Source organism: Flavobacterium sp. GQ95 (assembly GCF_059758655.1).
This window is the reverse complement of sequence record NZ_JCAXEB010000012.1, coordinates 18,798-38,958: the sequence shown is the minus strand read 5'-3', so window position 1 is coordinate 38,958 and position 20,161 is coordinate 18,798. Positions and strand designations below refer to the sequence as shown.

Below are 20,161 nucleotides of genomic sequence, written 5' to 3'. Positions count from 1 at the left end.
TGTTTCAAGTTTCAGGTTTCACCCTAAAGTCTTGACTCTTTATTCTTTATTTTTTATTCTTTTTTATCTTCTAAATATAGCTTCGTAATTACTTGAGATAATCCCTTGTAACTCTTTAATTGTTATATTTTTATACCTTGACGCTAAATCGTAAACTTGTTTGATACTTTCTTCAATTGTATCGGTTTCTAATAAAAAACGATCGTTTGGAATCTGTTGAAATACTGTTTTTAATTCGGGATTTTTCAGCAAATATTTTCCAAAAGAAATATAAAATCCTGCCGCAATAAGCTGATTGGCAAGTTGGCTGTTTTTCGAAAATCCGTGAATGATCATCGGAACAGAGATTTTCATTTTCTTTTTAATTTCAATCAATTCCTGAAAAGCAGCTACACAATGGATAACGACAGGTTTATTATATTTTTCGGCTAAAGCCAATTGTTTCTCAAAAACAATAATTTGTTGTTCTAATGGAATTTCAATTCGTTTATCTAAACCACATTCGCCTAAAGCCAGACAATTTTCTGTTTGCAATTTTTCTTCGATTAATCTTAGATCGGCATCAATTCTGTCATCAACAATATACCACGGATGAATTCCGATCGAATAAAACGGAACCGAGGCATCAAATTCATTTGGATATTGATTCACCAATTCCAAAACATTAGATTGATTCGTAAACTGATGCGTATGAAAATTGAAGAATTCCATTAGTGAAAAGTTTTAACTCCCGCTTTAATTTCTATATTCAAATCATTCTCTAAAGGAACTAACGGACAAGAATATTTGTGATTGTAAGCACAATACGGATTGTAGGCCTGATTAAAATCAATTGCAATAGTGTTTCCTTTTGGAATCTTTAAGTCGATATATCTTCCTCCTATATAACTTTCTTTACCTGAGGTTAAATCAGAAAAAGGTAAAAATAAATGGTCTTTGTATTCTTCCGTTTTAGAAAGATCAATACTTCTGTACACATTCAATTTCAGGTTTGCACCATCTAAAGTAAAATACAGCGTTCCGTATTTTATATATTTTGGGGTTCTTGTTCCGGTGGTTTTCATTTCAAAAACCTTTTCATTTTTGGCTTTTACAAACTTTGCATTGACAAAATATTTGGCATTAACAGGATAAAAATCTAAAGTTTTAAAAACTTTTAAATCTTCTTCCATTAACGGACTCGTCTTAGGATCAGCATATTCTGAATTTATAGTCTTCTGAAATTTCTCAGTTTCTTTTTTATCAAATTTCTTTTGACTGAAGCCAAAACTAAAAGTTAATAATAAAGTAAGAAATACGATTTTTTTCATCTTGGAAATTTTGAACAAAAATAGTTTAAAAGTAACAAAGCAGCAACCGCGATACGTGACAAAGTTTCCTAACTTTGTTGCAAATAACATATTTTTATAATGCTAAAAACTGCAGCCAACCACTACATCAATAATTTTAGAGGATTTTCAAGAGAAATTTGGATACTTACATTGGTCACTTTTATCAATCGTGCCGGTACAATGGTACTTCCTTTTTTATCGAAATATTTAAAAGAAGATCTTCATTTCTCTTATAATCAGGTAGGTTGGATTATGGTTTCATTTGGCCTTGGTTCTATGTTAGGATCATGGCTTGGCGGAAAACTTTCAGATAAAATCGGGTTTTATAAAATTATGATTTTTAGCTTATTTACTAGTGGAGTTTCACTTTTCTTCGTACAATATATAACAACATTCTGGGGATTATGTATCGCCATGTTTCTTTTAATGGTGATTGCAGACATGTTCAGACCGGCTATGTTTGTATCCTTGGGAGCTTATGCCAAACCCGAAAACAGAACACGTGCCTTGACTTTAGTACGTTTAGCCGTAAATTTAGGTTTCGCGGCCGGGCCAGCTTTAGGAGGATTGATTATTATGGGAATTGGTTATTCCGGATTGTTTTGGGTTGATGGAGCTTCCTGCATTATATCAATTTCAATTTTCGCGTTATTGGTAAAAGAAAAGAAAAAAGTTGCTCATGATGATAAAATTGAAAGCGCCTCAGATAAAAAATCAGTTTTTCATGATCGAATCTTTTGGGTTTTCTTATTTGTGAGTTTTGTAACCGCTATGATTTTCTTTCAGCTTTTCACGACGCTTCCTTTATATCATAATGAGAAATTTGGTTTAAGTGAATTTCAAACCGGATTATTAATGACTTTAAACGGACTTTTGATTTTTGCTTTAGAAATGCCAACTGTTGGATTTATGGAGCGAAAAGGTTTTCCGAAAATAAAAATCATTATTCTAGGTTCCTTTATTATGGCTTCAAGTTTCTTTTTGCTTCTGATAAATGTTTGGGCCGGAATTCTGGTCATAAGTATGATCTGTATTTCGATTGGAGAGATTTTAACCTTTCCATTTTCGAATGCTTTTGCTCTAAGCCGTGCACCGCGTGGTCAGGAAGGCCGTTATATGGCTCTTTATACCATGAGTTTTAGTTTGGCTCACATTATTAGTTCAAAAGTTGGTTTTGAAATCATCACCCGATTAGGATATCAAATCAACTGGTTTTTTATGGCTTCAATTGGAGTTGTAGCTACCCTTTGTTGCTTTTGGATCAAAAAAGCTTTGGTTCTCGAAAAAAAATATTAAACAATTTTAACTCATAAATCATTCAAATTCAATTTATTACTTTTAAATTCGAATGGATTTTCTGCGCTTTTAATTCAAATAAAACTTAATTTTTAGTTAAATAACTATTTTTATAGTTGTGCAACTAGAAAAATAGTTGTAGGTTTGAATTAAAATTAGAAAACATGCAAAAGTTAACCAACAAAGAAGAAGAAATCATGCACATTTTATGGAAGCTAAAAAAAGCTTTTGTAAAAGAGGTTCAGGCTGAAATCACCGAAGATCAACCGCATTACAACACACTTTCGACTATTGTTCGTAATCTTGAGGAGAAAGGTTTTGTGGCGCATAATGCTTTCGGAAATACACACCAATATTACCCGATTGTTACTTTAGAAGCCTACAGCAAAAAGTACATGAAAACAGCTATTGACAACTATTTCAATAGTTCTTATAAAAATATGGTTTCGTTTTTTGCCAAAGAAGAAAAAATATCTGCAGCAGAATTACGCGAAATCCTGGCTATGATCGAAGATCCAAAAAAAGAAAAATAATTGTTTATGGAAGCACTTTTCATTTATATCGCAAAATCGTCTGGATTAGTTCTATTATTCTATTTCGCTTACTATTTTTTGTTACGCAAAGAAACTTTTTTCAATAGTAACAGATGGTTTTTATTAGCTGGTTTAATTACATCTGCAATACTACCTTTTGCAGTTTACAACAAAGTGATATGGGTTAATCCTACCCCACTTTCAAATGTCAATTATGTATCACTATACTCGCCGCAGATAGAAAAAGATATCTTTGAGATTAACTGGAATTTAGTTCTAATAACCATTTACAGTATTGGATTTTTAGCTTTGCTAATAAAATTCGCTTTTGATTTTTATTGCTTAAATTCAGTGCTAAAAGGAAAACAGATAAAACAACAAGCTGATTTTAAATTTGTTGATATCAATGAAAACATTGCTCCATTTTCTTATTTTGAATACATCGTATACAATTCATCAATGTACACGGCTTCTGAATTAGAAAGTATCATCGAACATGAAAAAGTGCACAGCGATCAAAACCACACTATCGACGTTTTGATTTCCAGAGCTTTCTGTATCTTATTTTGGTTCAATCCCATTATCTGGCTTTATAAAAAAGCAATTACTCAAAATCTTGAATTTATTGCAGATGCAGCAGCAGCTCAAAAAATAGCAGACAAAAAAGCCTATCAATACACGCTTTTAAAAATTACAACTCACGAGAGTTGTCTATCAATCACCAATCATTTTTATCAATCATTAATCAAAAAACGAATTGTCATGTTAAACAAAAATCAATCAAAAAAGGGAAAGTCCTGGAAACTGTATGTTATAATTCCGGCACTTGTAGCTTTTGCACTATTATTTCAAATAGAAGTAATTGCAAAAGAAAAAAGAGAGTTTGCAAAAGAAGCGAAAGTCAAGGATGGCAACATTGATGTTTACAAAATCAGTAAAACAACAACTGATCAGCAATTAAAAGAAATGGCTGAAAAAATGAAGCTAAATCACAATGTTGACGCAAAGATTTCTGATGTTGAAAGAAATTCAGATAATGAATTAACAGCTATCAGATTTGATCTAAAAAGCGGTTCCGAACAATCACAGTCTTACAGAGTCAAAGGAAGTAAAGCAATTAAAGATTGTGAAATTGTTATCGAAACGGAGAGTGACGGTTCTAAAAAAATAGGTTTAAAAACAGATAACCAAATTGGTGAAGTAAAAATCATTGATAAAGAACGTAAAGTTGAAGTAAAAAAAGTTACAAACTCTAAAACTAATTGTGATGTTAAAACTACTGATAATACTCATACAAGCATTAGTACAAGCAATAGTGCAAATAATACAGATAATAATGTAAATACAAACGTAAATACAAATGTTAAAGTTGGTTTTAATAGATATATAGCTACTGAACCAAAAATGCAAACAAGCATAAATATTGTATCAAATGGAGATAACACCAAAAATCAGACAAAACAATTAGTGATTGTAAATGGAAAGATTGTTTATGATGCTACTAAAATATATGATAATGCTCCTGAAAATACCAAAACAATAAATAGCAACGAGGGTGCTCCAGCATTTGAGAAATAAGGAGATAAATGCAACGATGGCGCAAATTAATTAATACTTTTTTCATTTCTTTAAAAACTACCCAAAACCATGTTAAAACTAACCAACAAGGAAGAAGAAATAATGCACATTTTATGGAAGCTTAAAAAAGCTTTTGTAAAAGAGGTTCAGGCTGAAATCCCTGAAGATCAACCGCATTATAATACGCTTTCGACTATTGTTCGCAATCTTGAAGATAAAGGATATGTAAGTCACAATGCCTTTGGAAATACGCATCAGTACTACCCAATTGTAAGTATTGAAGAATATCGAAAAGGTTTTATGAGCACCGCTATTGATAATTATTTTAATAGTTCTTATAAAAGTATGGTTTCATTTTTTGCTAAAGAAGAAAAAATCTCTGCGGCCGAATTACGCGAAATCCTGGCTATGATCGAAACTCCAAAAGAAGAAAAATAATCATTATGGAAGCACTTTTTATCTTTATCGCAAAATCAAGTGGATTATTAGTACTATTTTATTTCGCTTATTTTTTCCTACTTCGAAAAGAGACTTTCTTCAATAGTAACAGATGGTTTTTATTGGCCGGTTTGGTTACATCAGTAATTTTGCCTTTTGTGGTTTATACTAAAATTGTATGGGTCGACCCTGCTCCAACGCCTGTTATGAATTATGCTGCGGGTTATATTCCACATACTTATACTACTATTCCGGAAGAATCTTTTGAAATCAATTGGGATTATGTTGCACTTGCTATTTACGGTATTGGATTTTTAGCCCTTATTATAAAATTTGCTGCTGATTTTTACAGTCTAAATTCCGTTTTAAAAGGTAAAGAAGTACAGCGAGAAGAAGATTTTAAATTCATAGATATTGAGGAAAACATTGCTCCATTTTCTTATTTTGATTATATCGTTTACAACTCATCAATGTTTACGGCATCAGAATTAGAAAGTATCATTGAGCACGAAAAAGTGCATAGCGATCAAAATCATACCGTTGATGTCATTATTTCGAGGATTTTTTGTGTTCTTTTTTGGTTCAATCCAATTATTTGGTTGTACAAAAAAGCAATTCTACAAAACCTTGAATTTATTGCTGATAATGAAGCCGCCAAAAAAATATCTGACAAAAAAGCGTATCAATACACGCTTTTAAAAATAACAACGCATGAAAACTGTGTTGCCATCACCAATCATTTTTATCAATCATTAATCAAAAAACGAATTGTCATGTTAAACAAAAATCAATCAAAAAAAACAAATTACTGGAAGTATTGTACCATAATTCCAGCACTTGCTGCATTTGTATTTTTATTTCAAATAGAAATCATTGCGCAGGAGAGAAAAGAAAATCAGGAAGTTTCTCAAAAAAATACTTCAGATGATGTTTACAAAATCGAAAAAACAACAACAGATCAGGAATTAAAAGTAATCGCTGAAAAAATAAAGCAAAACCATGATTTTGATGTTGCTATATCGAATGTAAAAAGAAACACAGATAAGGAATTGACGGCCATTAAAATGAATATTAAAAAAGGGGCTCAAGAAGTTCAAACCATTCAAATCGATGGAGATGAAGCAATAAAAAGCTTTGGTCTGGTAGTATCAACCGACGATAATAATGCCAAAAAAATTGGCGTTGTTACAGATGGTGACACAAACAACTCAATGATGCTTCAAGATCACATCGCAGATGTTGATGAAGTAAACGATCCAGATAATGGAATGACTGTTGTACCACCTGCACCACCAGCTCCACCTGTTAGAGTTGGTTCAATAGCTCCTCCGGCTGCACCTATCGCACCCGCTTTTCCTGGCGGATCAATGCCAAAGTTACCAACTATAGACATGTCCAAAATGCCTAAAGCGCCAGCACCACCGGCAAATCCAAGAGATAAAGTAGCTATGGCTAAATTTGAAAAAGATATGTCCGAATTTGAGAAAAAAATGGAAACTTTTGAACCAACTCTTTCTGCTTATGAAAAACAAGTTGATGAAATCATGTCTAAACACGAAGCGCTATATGGTAAGGATATGGAAAAGTATGAAATTGCCATGGAAAAATTCAGTATTGAGATGGAAAAGTATGGCAAGTACATAGAAGAAACGGTTGGAAAAGACATGAAAGAGTATGAAAAAAGCATGAAAGAATACGAAAAGGACATGAAGGCTTATGAAAAAGAGATGAAGAAGATGGAGAAAGAAAGTAAAAAATCCTAATTTCTAAAAATTTAAAAAAACAAAGCCAGTGTACAAAAAACACTGGTTTTTTTGATAAATCTAATATACTATAAAATGAAAAGAATAATTTTAGTACTGCTTATATTCTTTACTTTTTCATGTTGGGCACAACGGGCAACAATTTCGGAAAAAGAAATCCTGGAATTAATGGACAACACCGCTAAAAAGCTATTAGAAACTTCAAAAGCAAATTCTGCATCTATTGGCATTGTAAAAGACGGTAAAACTTATACCAGGCACTATGGCGAAATAGACAAAGAAAAAGGTAATCAGGCAAAAAACAATACCGTTTTTGAAGTGGCGTCAATCACCAAATTATTTACCGGATTATTAATGGCCCAGGCAGTCGTCGAACATAAAATAAAGGCCGATGATGACATCAGAAAATATATTACGGGTTCCTATCCTAATTTAGAATATCATGGGTACCCAATAAAAATTAAAGATTTAGTTTCCTTCAGAACTGGTTTTAATAAAGATTTACCCGACAATTCCGAATTTAGAAAAAATCCAAGTGACAGCAGTTATATTGGTTTTAAAAAAATGGATGAGACATATTCCAGAGAAAAATTCTTCTCAGATTTAAAAACGATTCAATTGGACACTTTACCAGGAACGAAGTTTAAATACAGTAACGGAAGTCTTCAGTTAGCAGCGCACATTTTAGAAAATGTATATCATAAAAGTTATGAAGCTTTGTTAAAAGAAAATATTATAGCAAAACTGAATATGAAATCAACACAATTATTTGTGGATAAAAACACTGCTATTGCCAATGGTTATAACGGTAATAACAAATTGATGCCGAACTTGTCTGATAACCTTTGGGGTGCCGCAGGATATCTAAAATCTACTTTAGATGACATGACGAAATTCATTGCTTTTGAATTAGATATCAAAAATAAATTAGTTGTGGAATCGCAAAGAAATCTTTTAAATTCTGATACCGATTGGAACGGTTATTTCTGGGATAATATTCAGGTAGATGATAATGGTAGAAATTGCTGGAAACATGGAGGAGCTTTCGGGACACAAAATATGTTGTTGATTTATCCAGAACGTAGTTTAGGAATTTCGATCATTGTAAATATCAGCAGTGAAAAAACTGCAAATGCGTTAGGGGCTGCCGTTGTAAATTTATCACAAGTTTTACTGTCTAAAAATGACTCTAAAAAAGAAATTTACGGGTATAAAATCGTCAATAAAAATGTTGTTTTTTCTTATGAACATGATAAGTCGCTCAATTCCGATTTAGTAAAAAGCGTATCAATAGCAGGTTCTTTTGATAATTGGAATCCAAATGATAATAATTACCAAATGATTCGAAAAAATAAGAATACTTTTGAACTTTCTCTTCCCAAAAAACAGTTTGAAAATGATAAAATTAAAATGTTCAAATTTGTAATTAACAAAACTGGCTGGATTGAAGCGCCTAAAAATGCTTTAAATATAGAAAAAGGACCAGATCAAAACTTGCTTTTAGTTATTGAATGACATAAATTTTCAGTTAAAAAACACTTCAAAAAAGACTTTGCCAACCACTAAGTCTTTTTTTATATCTTTGAAAAAAACAAACCTGCTATGTTTAAAATTTTGGCCAAAATAAATAAAATCCTTTTACCAAGTTTTACCAAACAAGGATTAGACATTTCAAAAGCAAAAAAATGGCAAATGGCTATTATTGGCTATCGTGCGTATGTGACAAAACGTGCTTTGGAATAGTTAAAACAACTCTTTATATTCTTTTCTGCTTATTTTTTATTTGAATAGAGCAGAAATGGATCCTTCAAAACTTATTTCGTAGTTTTGCAGTCCATTTCAATTTCTCATGAAAAATAAAGAATTCAACCTTCCTCCTGTCCCTGCAGTACTATTATCTATTATCAGTGTACAATGTGGTGCAGCAATTGCCAAAACGCTATTTCCGGCAATTGGAGCTGCGGGAACAGCTTCTCTAAGAATTGGAATTTCAGCTATAATTTTACTTTTAGCATACCGACCAAATTTAAAGCAAATCACTCCCAATCAATGGAAAATTGTAGTTCCGTATGGTTTGACTTTAGGCGCCATGAATTTAGTGTTTTATTTAGCTATTGAAAGAATTCCGATTGGTCTGGCAGTAACTTTAGAATTTATGGGCCCATTATTGTTAGCTATAATTGGATCAAAACGTTTAATAGATTATTGTTGGGTATTACTGGCCGGTTTAGGTATCGTTTTAATTGCTCCATGGTCAAACGACAAAGTAGATTTACTAGGAGTCTTTTTTGCTCTTTTAGCTGGTGCGCTTTGGGCTGCTTATATTATTTTGGGCGGAAAAATTTCTAAAATTATGCACGATGGACAAGCAGTTGCTACAGGAATGTTATTTGCTGCAATTTTAATATTACCGTTTGGCTTTTACGAAAACGGATTAGCCAATCTTACTCCAAAATTTTTAGGTATGGGAGCTGCACTAGCTCTTTTGTCTAGTGCTATTCCGTTTACTTTAGAAATGAAAGCATTAGGTCAGCTTCCCCCACGTACTTTTAGTATTTTAATGAGCTTAGAGCCTGCAGCTGCAGCAATTTGTGCTTTTATATTTTTGCAGGAAAATCTAAATTTTTATGAAATTCTTGCCGTTGTCTGTGTTGTTATCGCTTCGGCTGGCTCGACTTTAACTTCAAAACGATAAAGCTATAAAATTCCAAACTCCGATTTAAAATTGGAATTTGGAATTTTTACTATTTGGGATTTCAATAAGTATTATATTTTTGGTAATAAAACGGTATCAACAACGTGAATTACTCCATTTGACTGATTAACATCTGCAATTGTAACTTTAGATTTGTTACCGCTTTCGTCGCTAATGTAAAGAGCTGCACCATCCATCCAGGCAGTTAAAATTCTGCCACTTACAGTTTTAAGAGTTGCTTTTCCCTTCCCCATTTTAATTGCTTTGGCAATGTCAGAAGAGTTCATCTTCCCTGCAACAACATGATAGGTTAAGATCGTTTGCAATGTTTTGATGTTCTCTGGTTTTAATAATGTTTCCACAGTTCCAGCAGGTAATTTATCGAATGCAGCATTTGTTGGTGCAAAAACGGTGAACGGTCCTTTACTTTGTAATGTTTCAACTAAACCTGCAGCTTTTACAGCAGCTACCAATGTAGTGTGATCTTTTGAGTTTAAAGCATTTTCAACAATATTTTTGTTAGGATACATTGCAGCTCCACCAACCATTACAGTTTTTTGTGCAAATGAGGTAAATGCAATTCCAAGTGTTAAGATTGCTACGGCTAAAAAATTTCTAGTTTTCATAAATTCTATTTTAAGTTATAAGCTCATTTACGGGATATTTTTCGATTTAGTTTTTATGTAAAATTTAAAAAAGATTTAAAACCTTTGAAAAAACTTCAAAAACTCCTGTAAAACAACATATTAATTCGTGAATTTATTTTTAAATATTTTTCAAATCGATAATCTTATTGTATTACTTTTATTACTAACTTTCATAACAAATAAATTTATATATGGAAAATTTGCAGGAGAAAACAAAAAGTCAAAATAGAACAATAAAAGTTATTGTAATTACCCTTGCCAGTATCTGTCTTTTGTTTTTAGTGTTTTTTATAGTGATTGCAAAATTATCGGAACCGACAGTAATGACTTTAAATTTACCTCAAACAAGTAAAAATATAACGCATTCAAAACTTGACGAAAACAATACAATTACTATATTACTAGGAGAAAATGGCAGAATAATATATTATAGAGGATCTTTATATTCTCCAGTAATTTCACCGAAAGAAACAAAATATGGCGAAAAAGGAATACGTAAAGAATTAACTCTGCAGAATAAAAATATACTTAAAAATTCGTCCAAAGTTCCTAAATCTAACAAACTAATTGTAATCATAAAACCTAGTGCAAAATCAACCTATAAAAATTTAGTTGCTATTTTAGACGAAATGGCAATTACTAAAATTGATACTTATGCAATCGTGCCTGAATTTACTCCAGAAGAATCAAAACTATTAGCTCCAAAATAAAACACTTTAGACCATGGAAAATCTACCTAAAAAAGTAAGAAGTAAAAAGCTAAATTCAAGAGTCGATTTAACTGCGATGGTCAGCGTTTCATTTTTGCTGATTATATTTTTTATGGTGACAATTGAGTTGGCCAAGCCGAAAGGTTTTGACTTAGGACTACCAGATAAAGAGCGTGGTGGTTGCGGTGGTTGTGTTAGAGGAAATCGTTTGTATACAATTTTATTGGATGAAAATGATAAAATGGTAACTTATTCAGGGATATTAGAATTTGATCTCGATACAGCGAAGAAAATCGAATTTGGAAAAAATGAAATTCGAAAAGAAATTTTTCTAAAAAAGAAAGAAGTAACTGAATATATGGCATCTGTAGGAAAACCAAAAAGTGGTGTAATCATTATTATAAAACCAAGTCAAAAATGCAACTTTAAAAACCTAGTTGATATTTTAGATGAAATGAAGATTGCAAAAATTGACAACTATGCAATTGTAGATGAATATACCCTAGAGGAATCAAAATTATTAGCTTCTAAATAAAAACCTTAAAACCATGGAAAATCTACCTAAAAAAGTAAGAAGTAAAAAATTAAGCACGAGAGTCGATTTAACTGCAATGGTCAGCGTTTCGTTTTTGTTAATTATATTTTTTATGGTTACAATTGAGTTGGCAAAGCCGAAAGTGATGGATTTAAGTTTACCTGAAAAATATTACGAAGACAAATGGAGTCACGTCATACATTGTGGTTTAGGAGCTGACGATCGTTTAATAACTATTTTACTCGATGATAATGATAAAATAGTTACTTATTCCGGGCCTTTATTTTATTCGTTAGAAAATCCTAAAATTTTAAACTACGGCAAAAATGGAATCAGAAAAGAACTAGCAATTAAAAATAAAATTATTCGGGAATATTCTGCTAAAATTGGAAGACCGAGAAACGGTCCAATTGTAATTATAAAACCGAGCAAAAAATCAAATTTTAAAAATTTGGTGGATATTTTAGATGAAATGGCAATTGCACAAATTGGTACATATGCAATTGTCAATGAATTTACTCCCGAAGAATCAAAATTATTGGCAGTAAAATAATCAAACTACTTTTGAAAACGACTGCCCCTAGTCCAGATAGAAGGGAAAATCTTTTTGTGCCGGTCCCGAGGCTCCGGGAGGCATAAAAGATTTGGAATGATAGCTGGAAATAGCTCCAAATTAAAAATCAAACTTCAATTAAATTAAGTTCTAGACTCCGTTCAAACTTACAAACCTGAAACTTGAAACAAACAAGACCTGAAACAAAAGAACATAAAAAAAGTCCCACATTACTGTGGGACTTTCTATTTAGAGGAAACTTAAGAATTATTTTTTCTCAGTTTTTTCCATTTTAGCTTTTAATGCAGCCAATACATCATTGTTATCTCCTAAAGTTGCAGCTGGTGCATTTGTGTTAGAAGAGTTAGATGAAGTATTTTCAGTTGCAGCTTTCACGTTTTTCTCTTCTTCTTCACGGAAGATAGCAGTGTGAGAAGCAACTACTCTTTTGAATTCTTTGTTAAATTCGATTACTTTGAAATCAGCAGTATCACCTTTTTTCAATTTCTTTCCGTCTTCTTTTTCAAGGTGACGAGTAGGAATGAAAGCAACGATATCATCTCCGAATTCTACAGTAGCTCCTTTGTCAACGATTTCAGAAATTTCACCATTGTGGATAGTTCCTACAGCGAAAGAATCTTCGTATTGATCCCAAGGATTAGCAGTAGTTTGTTTGTGACCTAAAGATAATTTACGTCCTTCAACATCTAATTCTAATACAACTACATCAAGTTTCTCACCAACATTTACAAATTCAGATGGGTGTTTAATTTTCTTAGTCCAAGATAAGTCAGAGATGTAAATTAATCCATCAATTCCTTCTTCTAATTCTACGAAAATACCAAAGTTTGTAAAGTTTCTAACGATACCTGTATGTTTAGAACCTACTGGGTATTTAGAAGTAATGTCAGTCCATGGATCTTGAGTCAATTGTTTGATACCTAATGACATTTTACGGTCATCTCTATCTAAAGTTAAGATAACAGCCTCAACAACATCTCCAACTTTTACGAAATCCTGAGCAGAACGTAAATGAGTTGACCATGACATTTCAGAAACGTGGATTAAACCTTCAACACCTTCAGCAACTTCAATAAATGCACCGTAATCAGCGATTACAACTACTTTACCTTTTACTTTATCACCAATAGTTAAATTAGCATCTAAAGCATCCCATGGGTGAGCGTTTAATTGTTTCAATCCTAATTGAATTCTTGTTTTCTCATCATCGAAATCAAGGATTACAACGTTTAATTTTTGGTCTAATTCAAGAACTTCACTTGGATGGTTGATTCTACTCCAAGAAAGGTCAGTAATGTGAATTAATCCATCAACACCACCTAAATCAATAAACACACCATAAGAAGTAATGTTTTTAACAACACCTTCTAATACTTGTCCTTTTTGTAATTGACCGATGATTTCTTTTTTCTGTACTTCGATATCAGCTTCGATAAGCGCTTTATGAGATACAACAACGTTTTTGAATTCGTGGTTAATTTTTACCACTTTGAATTCCATCATTTTGTTTACGTATACATCGTAGTCTCTAATTGGCTTAACGTCAATTTGAGAACCAGGTAAGAAAGCTTCAATTCCAAAAACGTCAACGATCATACCACCTTTAGTTCTGCATTTTACAAAACCATTAACGATTTCTCCTGTTTCGTTTGCAGAAATAACTCTATCCCATGATTTAATAGTACGTGCTTTTCTGTGAGATAATACTAACTGACCTGTTTTGTCCTCACGGATGTCGATTAATACTTCTACTTTGTCACCAACTTTTAAGTTCGGGTTATAACGGAATTCGTTTAAAGAAATAACACCTTCCGATTTTGCATTGATATCAACGATAACGTCTCTATCTGTAATTCTAACAACTACACCTTCAACTACTTCTTCTTGATCTGTAGCGATGAAAGTTTTTGAAACTAGTTCTTCGAATTCTTGTAAGTTTTTCTCATCTACTGCATCAATTCCTTCTTGGAAGTTATGCCAGTTAAAATTTGCTAAAAACTCTTCTTGTGATTTTAATTGTTCAGACATGCTGATAAAAAATTTGTATTCTGTTTTCCTCGAGTTTCATAAAGCAGTAGAAAAAACAGAAGTTGTTTTACATAAATAGTTGATACCTAAAGGAAACTCTTCTTTGCCAAAAGGTTTGCAAAATTAATACAAATATTTGTAATAGCAAAACAATTCTAAATGATTATCAGCCAATTGTTCAGGAGCAGACGATTTCAGACTTTTCAAGACGTTCAGTCCCGCTATCCGCTTGTATCTTTTTTGCAGAAAAAGCAAAAAAGGATACCGTTTCTATCGGGGCTAGACAAGAACGAATAGTAGTTTTTAAGCCCTTTTACTTTCGATTAAAAACAAACCCGACAGATTTTAAAAAACCTGTCGGGTTTACTATGCGCAACTATCATTGTCAAAGTTTAAAACTTTGGCAAAGATTTACTGTAGCTCAAGTTCAAACAACTTCGGATTTTCAAATTTACTTTCATCCAATTGAAAATCTTTATCATAAAATTTCCAAGGCGAATTAGCAAAGAAATACATTTTGTTTTTAACCAAAGTTGCCAATGCAGGTTCATTAAATTCCTTCCTGTTATTATCTAAAACCTTAAAACCAATTATTTCATTTTCAGCTTCATTCAGATCATAACGTACAATCCGAATCGGCACTACTCCATTCTGAATCGCAATTAACGAATTATTGTAAAAAGCCAATCCGTCAATTCCTTTTTTAGAAGTTTCTTCCGAAAATTCCAGCCAGTTTCCTTTTTGTGACTTTATATCAATTGAAATAATCCCTTTCAAATAATCAGCAACAAACAATTTAGATTCCTTTTTATTCAAAGCAATTCCTTGCAGATTAAAAGCCTCTGTCCTCAAATCTTTCCAAATAACCAAATTCTCTTTTTCAACTTTATAAATAATCGGTTCAGCACTATCTGAAACATAAACCTCATTATTTTTAGTCACAATTAAATCTCCAAAAACATGATTTCCATCAACAGTATAACGTTTGACTAGTTTTTTCGTGGCAATTTCAATTTTTAGAATTTCGCTTTTTCCATTCATTTCTTTAGAAAAACCTTTCATCTCAGGAATCGCTGAGCAGGCAACCCAAATATATTTTTCATCCGAATCTGTTTTTAAAGCAAAAACCGAATAAGAACATTCCGTAAACCAATCAGAACATTTTCCATTTTCATCAAAAGAAACAATCTTTTTATTCCGAATACTCGATACCAGCCATACTTTGTGTTTCTGCAAATAAAGTAATCCCTCCGGATGAAGATCTTTTTCAGAAAGACTTATTTTCTCCACAGAAGTTTCAGCTGTTTTTGATTGTAAAACTTTCAATGTCCGTAAATCTTTAAAATCTTTCTCGTTTTTAATAGATTCAAAATCAGTATCGTCTTCAAAAACAATAGTGTTATTTGCCAGAACAATCTTTTTTAAAACCGATAAAGCCTCTTCACTTTTACCATTCAAAGAATAGGCCGATGCCAATTATAAGTAAAAGCAGGATGCATTGGCCGGATACTATCCAATTGTTTCGCCAATTTTAAAAACAAAACATAATCTTTGTTTTTATAAGCTTCTATGCTTTGATCATACAAAACCTTAGTTTGCGCAAAACCAGAAATTCCAATCAAAAACAAAATAAATAATCTAAGTTTCTGCATCATTAAAGTCTTAAAATGAAATACTAAGTTATCGTTTTTATTTGAAACACAATACGACAGAAAACAACAAACCCTACAGGTTTTTAAAAACCTATCGGGTTTACTCTATGTAGAATTCGTTTCTAAAATTCAAAATTGTTATTAATTAAGAAACTTGTAAATTCTGATTTTCAATTTTTACATTAAAACTAATTTCAGCTTTTAATGCTTTAAAAACTTTGATTATTGTATCTATTGTAGCACTATTTGTACTACTTTCTAATTTAGATATTTGGGCTTTTTTGACTCCAATTAATTCTCCCAATTGTTCCTGAGTAAGATTCCTTTCTTTTCTGGCAGTTTTAATCATTCTTCCTAAGATCTCCATATTAAGTTCATATTCATATTGATCTCTTTCTGCCGTACCAATCTCTCCAATATATCGATCTTTCATTTCAGAAAGAGAATACGATGTAATTACCTTCTTTTTTTTCATAATCTTATTTTTATTTATTTTCAAAATAATCAATTCTTATTTTCTTTCCTCTTTCAATCTCATCTAAAGGAACTTTATCTACCTTCTTCAAAAAACCATGAGTTGCAATAACAAAAGTTTGCTTATTATCCGTTTTATCCCAAAATGCTAATAATCTAATCTGAACACTACTAAATCTCACCCTAAATTCCCAAATGTCGCCTCTCAGTTTTTTAAACAATCTAGGACCGTGATTCTTTTCTGCTAAATCAATATTATACAATAGTTTTGCGATAGCTTTTTTATCAAGTCGTGACACAAATTCATCTGCTTCTTTTAAAAATTTTGTTTCAAAATATTTCATTCAGATATAACAAAAATACCACAAAAGTTTCTAAATTTAGAAACTTTTGTGGTATTTTTATGTTGGTTAAAAATTTTTATTTTAATTTTTCAAAACTAAAAGTCTTGAAAAAACTTTTTTTTAATGACTCAAATTCTCCAATTCCTTTGGATCATGTTTATGCTTAAACAAAACAGCAAAAGCAATTGCAATAACCAAAGCATAAGCTGCAAATGACAACCAGATCGTATGCCAGTCTTTCATTAAAATAGGATTACTGAAAATTCCTTCTGCAGAAATAGAATTTCCCTGTCCTTTTACAAATTCTAACATTTTAGGATTTGTAGTTTCGGTTTGCAAAAATCCAGATAACTCAATTGTATTACTAAACGATTTGGTAAAAAATCGATCAATTGCCCAACCTGAAGTTAAACTCCCTAAAACAGCTCCTACTCCATTAGTCATCATCATAAACAAACCTTGTGCCGATGAACGTATTTTAGAATCGGTATTGCTTTCTACAAATAATGAACCCGAAATATTAAAGAAATCAAATGCCATTCCGTAAACGATACAAGACATAATAATCATCCATAATCCGCCAACAGGATCTCCAAAAGCAAATAACCCGAAACGCAATACCCAAGCTAACATAGAAATCAACATTACTTGTTTGATTCCAAATCGTCTCAAGAAAAACGGAATTGCCAAAATAAATAAGGTTTCAGAAACCTGAGAAATCGACATAATAATAGTCGAATATTTGATTACGAAAGAATCTGCGTATTTTGGAAAATGTTTAAACTCATCAAGAAAAACATCACCATAAGCGTTTGTCAACTGTAAAGCTCCTCCTAAAAACATAGAGAAAACAAAAAACAAAGCCATTTTGTAATTCCCAAATAATTTAAAAGCCTCTAAACCAAAAGTTTCTACCCAAGAAGCATTTTCTTTAGTCAAACGCTGTGGCTCACATTTTGGCAATGTAAAAGCATAAATTCCAAGAATTAAAGCACCAATTCCGGCAATATAAAACTGATATTCCGTTGCTTTGCTTCCACTTAAATTCGTGATCCACATCGCGACAATAAAACCAATTGTTCCCCAAACACGAATGGGTGGAAAATCTTTTACTATATTTTTATCGTTAAGCTTTAATGAAGTATAAGAAATAGAATTACTTAAAGCAATTGTTGGCATATAACAACACATTGCTGCGAACATCACATAAATAAAGTTATCTGGTGTAGTTATTTGCGCAATTCCAAATAAAACTACTGCATATAAAATATGTAAAGTACCATATAATTTTTCAGCATTTACCCATCTGTCAGCAATAATACCTGTTAAAGTAGGCATAAATAAAGAAGCAATTCCCATGGTTCCGAAAACAAGACCAAATTGGGTTCCTTCCCAATTTTTAGTTCCAAACCAATAATTTCCAATTGTAATAAGCCACGCTCCCCAAACAAAAAATTGAAGAAAACTCATTACGATCAATCTGTTTTTAATTCCCATATGATGAAATTGTCTTTTAAATAAAATGAAGCGGTAAAACTACCATTAAAAATGATATCTGCAAAAAATTATGCTGTTTTAACAACATCATTCACTAATTCTAAAACAGCTGTAAATTGTTCTTCTCGTGTTAAATAAGAATTATCAATTTCTATAGCATCATTGGCAATTACTAAAGGAGAATCTTCGCGATGCGTATCTATATGATCGCGTTCTACAACATTCTTCAAAACTTCTTCATAAGAAACATTATCACCTTTTTGCTGCAACTCATCAAAACGTCTTTGCGCACGGGTTTCAGCGCTGGCAGTCATAAATATTTTAAGTTCAGCATCAGGAAAAACTACTGTCCCTATGTCTCTTCCGTCCATAACGATGCCTTTGTTTTTTCCCATTTCCTTTTGCTGTTCTACAAGTTTAGAACGCACTTCAGAAACTTCTGCCACCTTGCTTACAAAATTAGAAACTTCAATAGTTCTAATTTGTTTTTCGATATTCTCACCATTCAAATACATTTCGCCAAAGCCTAAATCAGAATTAAACTTAAACTCCAATTGAATATTTGGCAAAGCTTCAATTAAAGTTTTTTTATCAAAAAAGTCAGCTCCAATAAGTTGACTCTGCATAGCAAAATAGGCCACTGCGCGATACATAGCACCGGTATCAACGTAAACATATTCTAACTCTTTTGCTAATTGTTTTGCCAAGGTACTCTTTCCTGTCGATGAAAATCCGTCGATAGCAATGGTGATTTTTTCCAATTTTTTAAATTTTAAATTTTAATATCTTTCAGTTTCAGAACCTTATTAATAATAAATACTCATGAGAATATTTGATTCAGAATTGTCTATTATTTTAGACATTCGATCAAAATATTTTCTGTTAACCATAGGGCAACCAAAACTATTGCAAATATACCCATTTTGCTCTTTATATGGAACATCATAATAATAATGAAAAACAACATCACGCTTAAATGCGTTGCTATTAGTTTGATCTAATCCGTACAGCTTATAAGCTTTTCCAAATTTTCCCTGATAAGAATTTCCGATATAATATTTCCCAATCGAAGTACTTAATGAGTTTGGAATATTACTGAATTTTAATTTCCCTTTAATTCCTGTCTCTGAGCCAGAACCATGAGCAACTAAGCCTTTATCAATAATTTTATCAGTCTTCAGATCATAAACAAAAAAGCGATTCTTTCCGGAAGGTACTTTCATATTAATAAAAAATGCAAATCTTCTATTATATTTTGAATTGCTTTCTATTAACCTCTTTACTTCATTGATTTGTTTACTATCTATTGTCGAAGTAACAGAATAATTATTTCTTTTGTCTTTCCAAATAATTTTATAGCCTATAAAAACAAAAAGTATCATAAGAAAAACGATAAAGATCTTCTTCATATGATACTTGTATTAGATATAAAAGTTAAAATTACATGGTTACTATTTGCTTAATAATAGATATCCAGTATAATTTTTGATTTAGAATTATCAACTATTTTTTCGATTCTTTTAAAGAATTCTTCATTAACCATTGGGCAACCGTGGCTATTCGAAATATAATATTCCTGCTCTTCAAGTGGAACTGCAGAATAATGATGCAGCACTATAGCTCTTTTTAAAGCGTTATTATTTGTTTCATCTAATCCATTTAATCGGTAAGCTTTTCCGAATATTCCTTTGTAGCATTTCTCGATAGAGTATCTACCTAAAGATGTGCAATTAGAATTTGGTGTATTACTAAATTTAAGTTCTCCTCTAATTCCGGTTTCAGAACCAGATCCGTGAGCTACAAGTCCCTGATCTAAAATTTTATTATTTACCAGATCATAAACAAAGAATCTGTTTTTTCCGGATTTGATTCTCATATCAACTAAAAAAGCAATTTTAGTATTGTATTGAGGACCGGCATAAACCATTTCTCTTACTGTATTTACGTGATAGTTGATTCTTTCAATTTCAACTTCACTAAGGGATTCATCTTTAAAATTAAGATTTGAGGTATTAAAAAGACCTGCTGTAAAAAATAGAATTAGATAAAATAGCTTCATAAATATT

Annotated in this window: 22 protein-coding genes; 11 read left to right on the top strand and 11 right to left on the bottom strand. The window is 31.7% G+C overall.

The genetic code is table 11. The annotated features are described in order from the left end of the window. Positions 1-63: 63 nt before the first annotated feature. Together AC6CH4_RS20385 and AC6CH4_RS20380 are read right to left on the bottom strand one after the other, a co-directional pair. A complete protein-coding gene (locus tag AC6CH4_RS20385) occupies positions 64-711 on the bottom strand; it encodes a TatD family hydrolase (RefSeq protein ID WP_498106219.1) in 648 nt (215 codons plus the stop codon). Further along, a complete protein-coding gene (locus AC6CH4_RS20380; RefSeq protein ID WP_498106217.1) occupies positions 711-1,310 on the bottom strand; it encodes a DUF1684 domain-containing protein in 600 nt (199 codons plus the stop codon). Before AC6CH4_RS20380 ends, AC6CH4_RS20385 begins: the two co-directional genes overlap by 1 nt. A gap of 99 nt (positions 1,311-1,409) precedes the next feature. Here AC6CH4_RS20380 and AC6CH4_RS20375 point away from each other — a divergent pair, with 99 nt between their 5' ends. From AC6CH4_RS20375 to AC6CH4_RS20340, 8 genes are all read left to right on the top strand, one after another. Beyond that, positions 1,410-2,627 (top strand): MDR family MFS transporter, encoded by a 1,218-nt coding sequence (locus AC6CH4_RS20375; protein ID WP_498106216.1) that lies wholly within the window; start codon positions 1,410-1,412, stop codon positions 2,625-2,627. A gap of 164 nt (positions 2,628-2,791) precedes the next feature. Next, positions 2,792-3,160: a BlaI/MecI/CopY family transcriptional regulator gene (locus AC6CH4_RS20370; RefSeq protein WP_498106214.1), complete on the top strand. Its 369-nt coding sequence runs from the start codon at positions 2,792-2,794 to the stop codon at positions 3,158-3,160. A gap of 6 nt (positions 3,161-3,166) precedes the next feature. Continuing rightward, the gene (locus AC6CH4_RS20365) at positions 3,167-4,738 is read left to right on the top strand and encodes a M56 family metallopeptidase (protein WP_498106212.1); all 1,572 of its coding nucleotides are present in this window, start codon (positions 3,167-3,169) and stop codon (positions 4,736-4,738) included. 69 nt (positions 4,739-4,807) lie between these two features. Next, on the top strand, positions 4,808-5,176 hold the full coding sequence (locus AC6CH4_RS20360; RefSeq protein ID WP_498106210.1) for a BlaI/MecI/CopY family transcriptional regulator: 369 nt from the start codon (positions 4,808-4,810) through the stop codon (positions 5,174-5,176). Between the two features lie 5 nt (positions 5,177-5,181). After that, a complete protein-coding gene (locus tag AC6CH4_RS20355) occupies positions 5,182-6,939 on the top strand; it encodes a M56 family metallopeptidase (protein ID WP_498106208.1) in 1,758 nt (585 codons plus the stop codon). Between the two features lie 75 nt (positions 6,940-7,014). Further along, on the top strand, positions 7,015-8,454 hold the full coding sequence (locus AC6CH4_RS20350; RefSeq protein WP_498106206.1) for a serine hydrolase: 1,440 nt from the start codon (positions 7,015-7,017) through the stop codon (positions 8,452-8,454). 87 nt (positions 8,455-8,541) lie between these two features. After that, on the top strand, positions 8,542-8,682 hold the full coding sequence (locus AC6CH4_RS20345) for a hypothetical protein (RefSeq protein ID WP_056191105.1): 141 nt from the start codon (positions 8,542-8,544) through the stop codon (positions 8,680-8,682). A gap of 106 nt (positions 8,683-8,788) precedes the next feature. Then, positions 8,789-9,634: an EamA family transporter gene (locus AC6CH4_RS20340; RefSeq protein WP_498106203.1), complete on the top strand. Its 846-nt coding sequence runs from the start codon at positions 8,789-8,791 to the stop codon at positions 9,632-9,634. Positions 9,635-9,705: 71 nt separating this feature from the next. Here AC6CH4_RS20340 and AC6CH4_RS20335 read toward each other — a convergent pair whose 3' ends face one another. Further along, positions 9,706-10,260: a fasciclin domain-containing protein gene (locus AC6CH4_RS20335; RefSeq protein ID WP_498106201.1), complete on the bottom strand. Its 555-nt coding sequence runs from the start codon at positions 10,258-10,260 to the stop codon at positions 9,706-9,708. A 212-nt stretch (positions 10,261-10,472) separates the two neighbouring features. Here AC6CH4_RS20335 and AC6CH4_RS20330 point away from each other — a divergent pair, with 212 nt between their 5' ends. Genes AC6CH4_RS20330 through AC6CH4_RS20320 form a run of 3 tightly spaced genes read left to right on the top strand, consistent with a single transcriptional unit; the run spans position 10,473 to position 12,079 of the window. Beyond that, positions 10,473-10,991, top strand: coding sequence for an ExbD/TolR family protein (locus AC6CH4_RS20330; protein ID WP_498106199.1), 519 nt, complete (start codon positions 10,473-10,475; stop codon positions 10,989-10,991). 13 nt (positions 10,992-11,004) lie between these two features. Then, positions 11,005-11,526, top strand: a complete 522-nt coding sequence (locus tag AC6CH4_RS20325) for an ExbD/TolR family protein (RefSeq protein WP_498106197.1) — start codon at positions 11,005-11,007, stop codon at positions 11,524-11,526. A 13-nt stretch (positions 11,527-11,539) separates the two neighbouring features. Continuing rightward, positions 11,540-12,079 (top strand): ExbD/TolR family protein, encoded by a 540-nt coding sequence (locus tag AC6CH4_RS20320; protein WP_498106195.1) that lies wholly within the window; start codon positions 11,540-11,542, stop codon positions 12,077-12,079. Positions 12,080-12,346: 267 nt separating this feature from the next. Here AC6CH4_RS20320 and rpsA read toward each other — a convergent pair whose 3' ends face one another. The 8 genes from rpsA to AC6CH4_RS20280 all read right to left on the bottom strand — a co-directional run bounded on the left by rpsA (position 12,347) and on the right by AC6CH4_RS20280 (position 20,154). After that, positions 12,347-14,128, bottom strand: coding sequence for a 30S ribosomal protein S1 (rpsA, locus tag AC6CH4_RS20315; RefSeq protein WP_026984997.1), 1,782 nt, complete (start codon positions 14,126-14,128; stop codon positions 12,347-12,349). 411 nt (positions 14,129-14,539) lie between these two features. After that, positions 14,540-15,604: a YncE family protein gene (locus AC6CH4_RS20310; RefSeq protein WP_498106193.1), complete on the bottom strand. Its 1,065-nt coding sequence runs from the start codon at positions 15,602-15,604 to the stop codon at positions 14,540-14,542. A gap of 321 nt (positions 15,605-15,925) precedes the next feature. Next, positions 15,926-16,255: a helix-turn-helix domain-containing protein gene (locus AC6CH4_RS20305; protein ID WP_498106191.1), complete on the bottom strand. Its 330-nt coding sequence runs from the start codon at positions 16,253-16,255 to the stop codon at positions 15,926-15,928. A 10-nt stretch (positions 16,256-16,265) separates the two neighbouring features. Continuing rightward, positions 16,266-16,598, bottom strand: a complete 333-nt coding sequence (locus AC6CH4_RS20300; protein WP_498106189.1) for a type II toxin-antitoxin system RelE/ParE family toxin — start codon at positions 16,596-16,598, stop codon at positions 16,266-16,268. Between the two features lie 120 nt (positions 16,599-16,718). After that, on the bottom strand, positions 16,719-18,095 hold the full coding sequence (locus tag AC6CH4_RS20295; protein ID WP_498106187.1) for a nucleoside permease: 1,377 nt from the start codon (positions 18,093-18,095) through the stop codon (positions 16,719-16,721). 68 nt (positions 18,096-18,163) lie between these two features. Further along, complete coding sequence (cmk, locus tag AC6CH4_RS20290; protein ID WP_498106185.1) at positions 18,164-18,856, bottom strand: (d)CMP kinase; 693 nt, start codon at positions 18,854-18,856, stop codon at positions 18,164-18,166. Between the two features lie 45 nt (positions 18,857-18,901). After that, positions 18,902-19,504: a murein L,D-transpeptidase catalytic domain-containing protein gene (locus tag AC6CH4_RS20285; protein ID WP_498106183.1), complete on the bottom strand. Its 603-nt coding sequence runs from the start codon at positions 19,502-19,504 to the stop codon at positions 18,902-18,904. A 50-nt stretch (positions 19,505-19,554) separates the two neighbouring features. Further along, complete coding sequence (locus tag AC6CH4_RS20280; RefSeq protein WP_498106181.1) at positions 19,555-20,154, bottom strand: murein L,D-transpeptidase catalytic domain-containing protein; 600 nt, start codon at positions 20,152-20,154, stop codon at positions 19,555-19,557. Positions 20,155-20,161 lie beyond the last annotated feature (7 nt).

What these genes read in the sequence shown, in the direction of transcription:
- AC6CH4_RS20300 (WP_498106189.1), bottom strand. Translation starts at nt 16,598, where the DNA reads ATGAAATATTTTGAAACAAAATTTTTAAAAGAAGCAGATGAATTTGTG.
- AC6CH4_RS20305 (WP_498106191.1), bottom strand. Translation starts at nt 16,255, where the DNA reads ATGAAAAAAAAGAAGGTAATTACATCGTATTCTCTTTCTGAAATGAAA.
- AC6CH4_RS20350 (WP_498106206.1), top strand. Translation starts at nt 7,015, where the DNA reads ATGAAAAGAATAATTTTAGTACTGCTTATATTCTTTACTTTTTCATGT.
- AC6CH4_RS20295 (WP_498106187.1), bottom strand. Translation starts at nt 18,095, where the DNA reads ATGGGAATTAAAAACAGATTGATCGTAATGAGTTTTCTTCAATTTTTT.
- AC6CH4_RS20335 (WP_498106201.1), bottom strand. Translation starts at nt 10,260, where the DNA reads ATGAAAACTAGAAATTTTTTAGCCGTAGCAATCTTAACACTTGGAATT.
- AC6CH4_RS20340 (WP_498106203.1), top strand. Translation starts at nt 8,789, where the DNA reads ATGAAAAATAAAGAATTCAACCTTCCTCCTGTCCCTGCAGTACTATTA.
- AC6CH4_RS20345 (WP_056191105.1), top strand. Translation starts at nt 8,542, where the DNA reads ATGTTTAAAATTTTGGCCAAAATAAATAAAATCCTTTTACCAAGTTTT.
- AC6CH4_RS20365 (WP_498106212.1), top strand. Translation starts at nt 3,167, where the DNA reads ATGGAAGCACTTTTCATTTATATCGCAAAATCGTCTGGATTAGTTCTA.
- AC6CH4_RS20280 (WP_498106181.1), bottom strand. Translation starts at nt 20,154, where the DNA reads ATGAAGCTATTTTATCTAATTCTATTTTTTACAGCAGGTCTTTTTAAT.
- AC6CH4_RS20355 (WP_498106208.1), top strand. Translation starts at nt 5,182, where the DNA reads ATGGAAGCACTTTTTATCTTTATCGCAAAATCAAGTGGATTATTAGTA.
- AC6CH4_RS20320 (WP_498106195.1), top strand. Translation starts at nt 11,540, where the DNA reads ATGGAAAATCTACCTAAAAAAGTAAGAAGTAAAAAATTAAGCACGAGA.
- AC6CH4_RS20380 (WP_498106217.1), bottom strand. Translation starts at nt 1,310, where the DNA reads ATGAAAAAAATCGTATTTCTTACTTTATTATTAACTTTTAGTTTTGGC.
- AC6CH4_RS20370 (WP_498106214.1), top strand. Translation starts at nt 2,792, where the DNA reads ATGCAAAAGTTAACCAACAAAGAAGAAGAAATCATGCACATTTTATGG.
- AC6CH4_RS20325 (WP_498106197.1), top strand. Translation starts at nt 11,005, where the DNA reads ATGGAAAATCTACCTAAAAAAGTAAGAAGTAAAAAGCTAAATTCAAGA.
- AC6CH4_RS20330 (WP_498106199.1), top strand. Translation starts at nt 10,473, where the DNA reads ATGGAAAATTTGCAGGAGAAAACAAAAAGTCAAAATAGAACAATAAAA.
- rpsA (WP_026984997.1), bottom strand. Translation starts at nt 14,128, where the DNA reads ATGTCTGAACAATTAAAATCACAAGAAGAGTTTTTAGCAAATTTTAAC.
- AC6CH4_RS20375 (WP_498106216.1), top strand. Translation starts at nt 1,410, where the DNA reads ATGCTAAAAACTGCAGCCAACCACTACATCAATAATTTTAGAGGATTT.
- AC6CH4_RS20360 (WP_498106210.1), top strand. Translation starts at nt 4,808, where the DNA reads ATGTTAAAACTAACCAACAAGGAAGAAGAAATAATGCACATTTTATGG.
- AC6CH4_RS20385 (WP_498106219.1), bottom strand. Translation starts at nt 711, where the DNA reads ATGGAATTCTTCAATTTTCATACGCATCAGTTTACGAATCAATCTAAT.
- AC6CH4_RS20285 (WP_498106183.1), bottom strand. Translation starts at nt 19,504, where the DNA reads ATGAAGAAGATCTTTATCGTTTTTCTTATGATACTTTTTGTTTTTATA.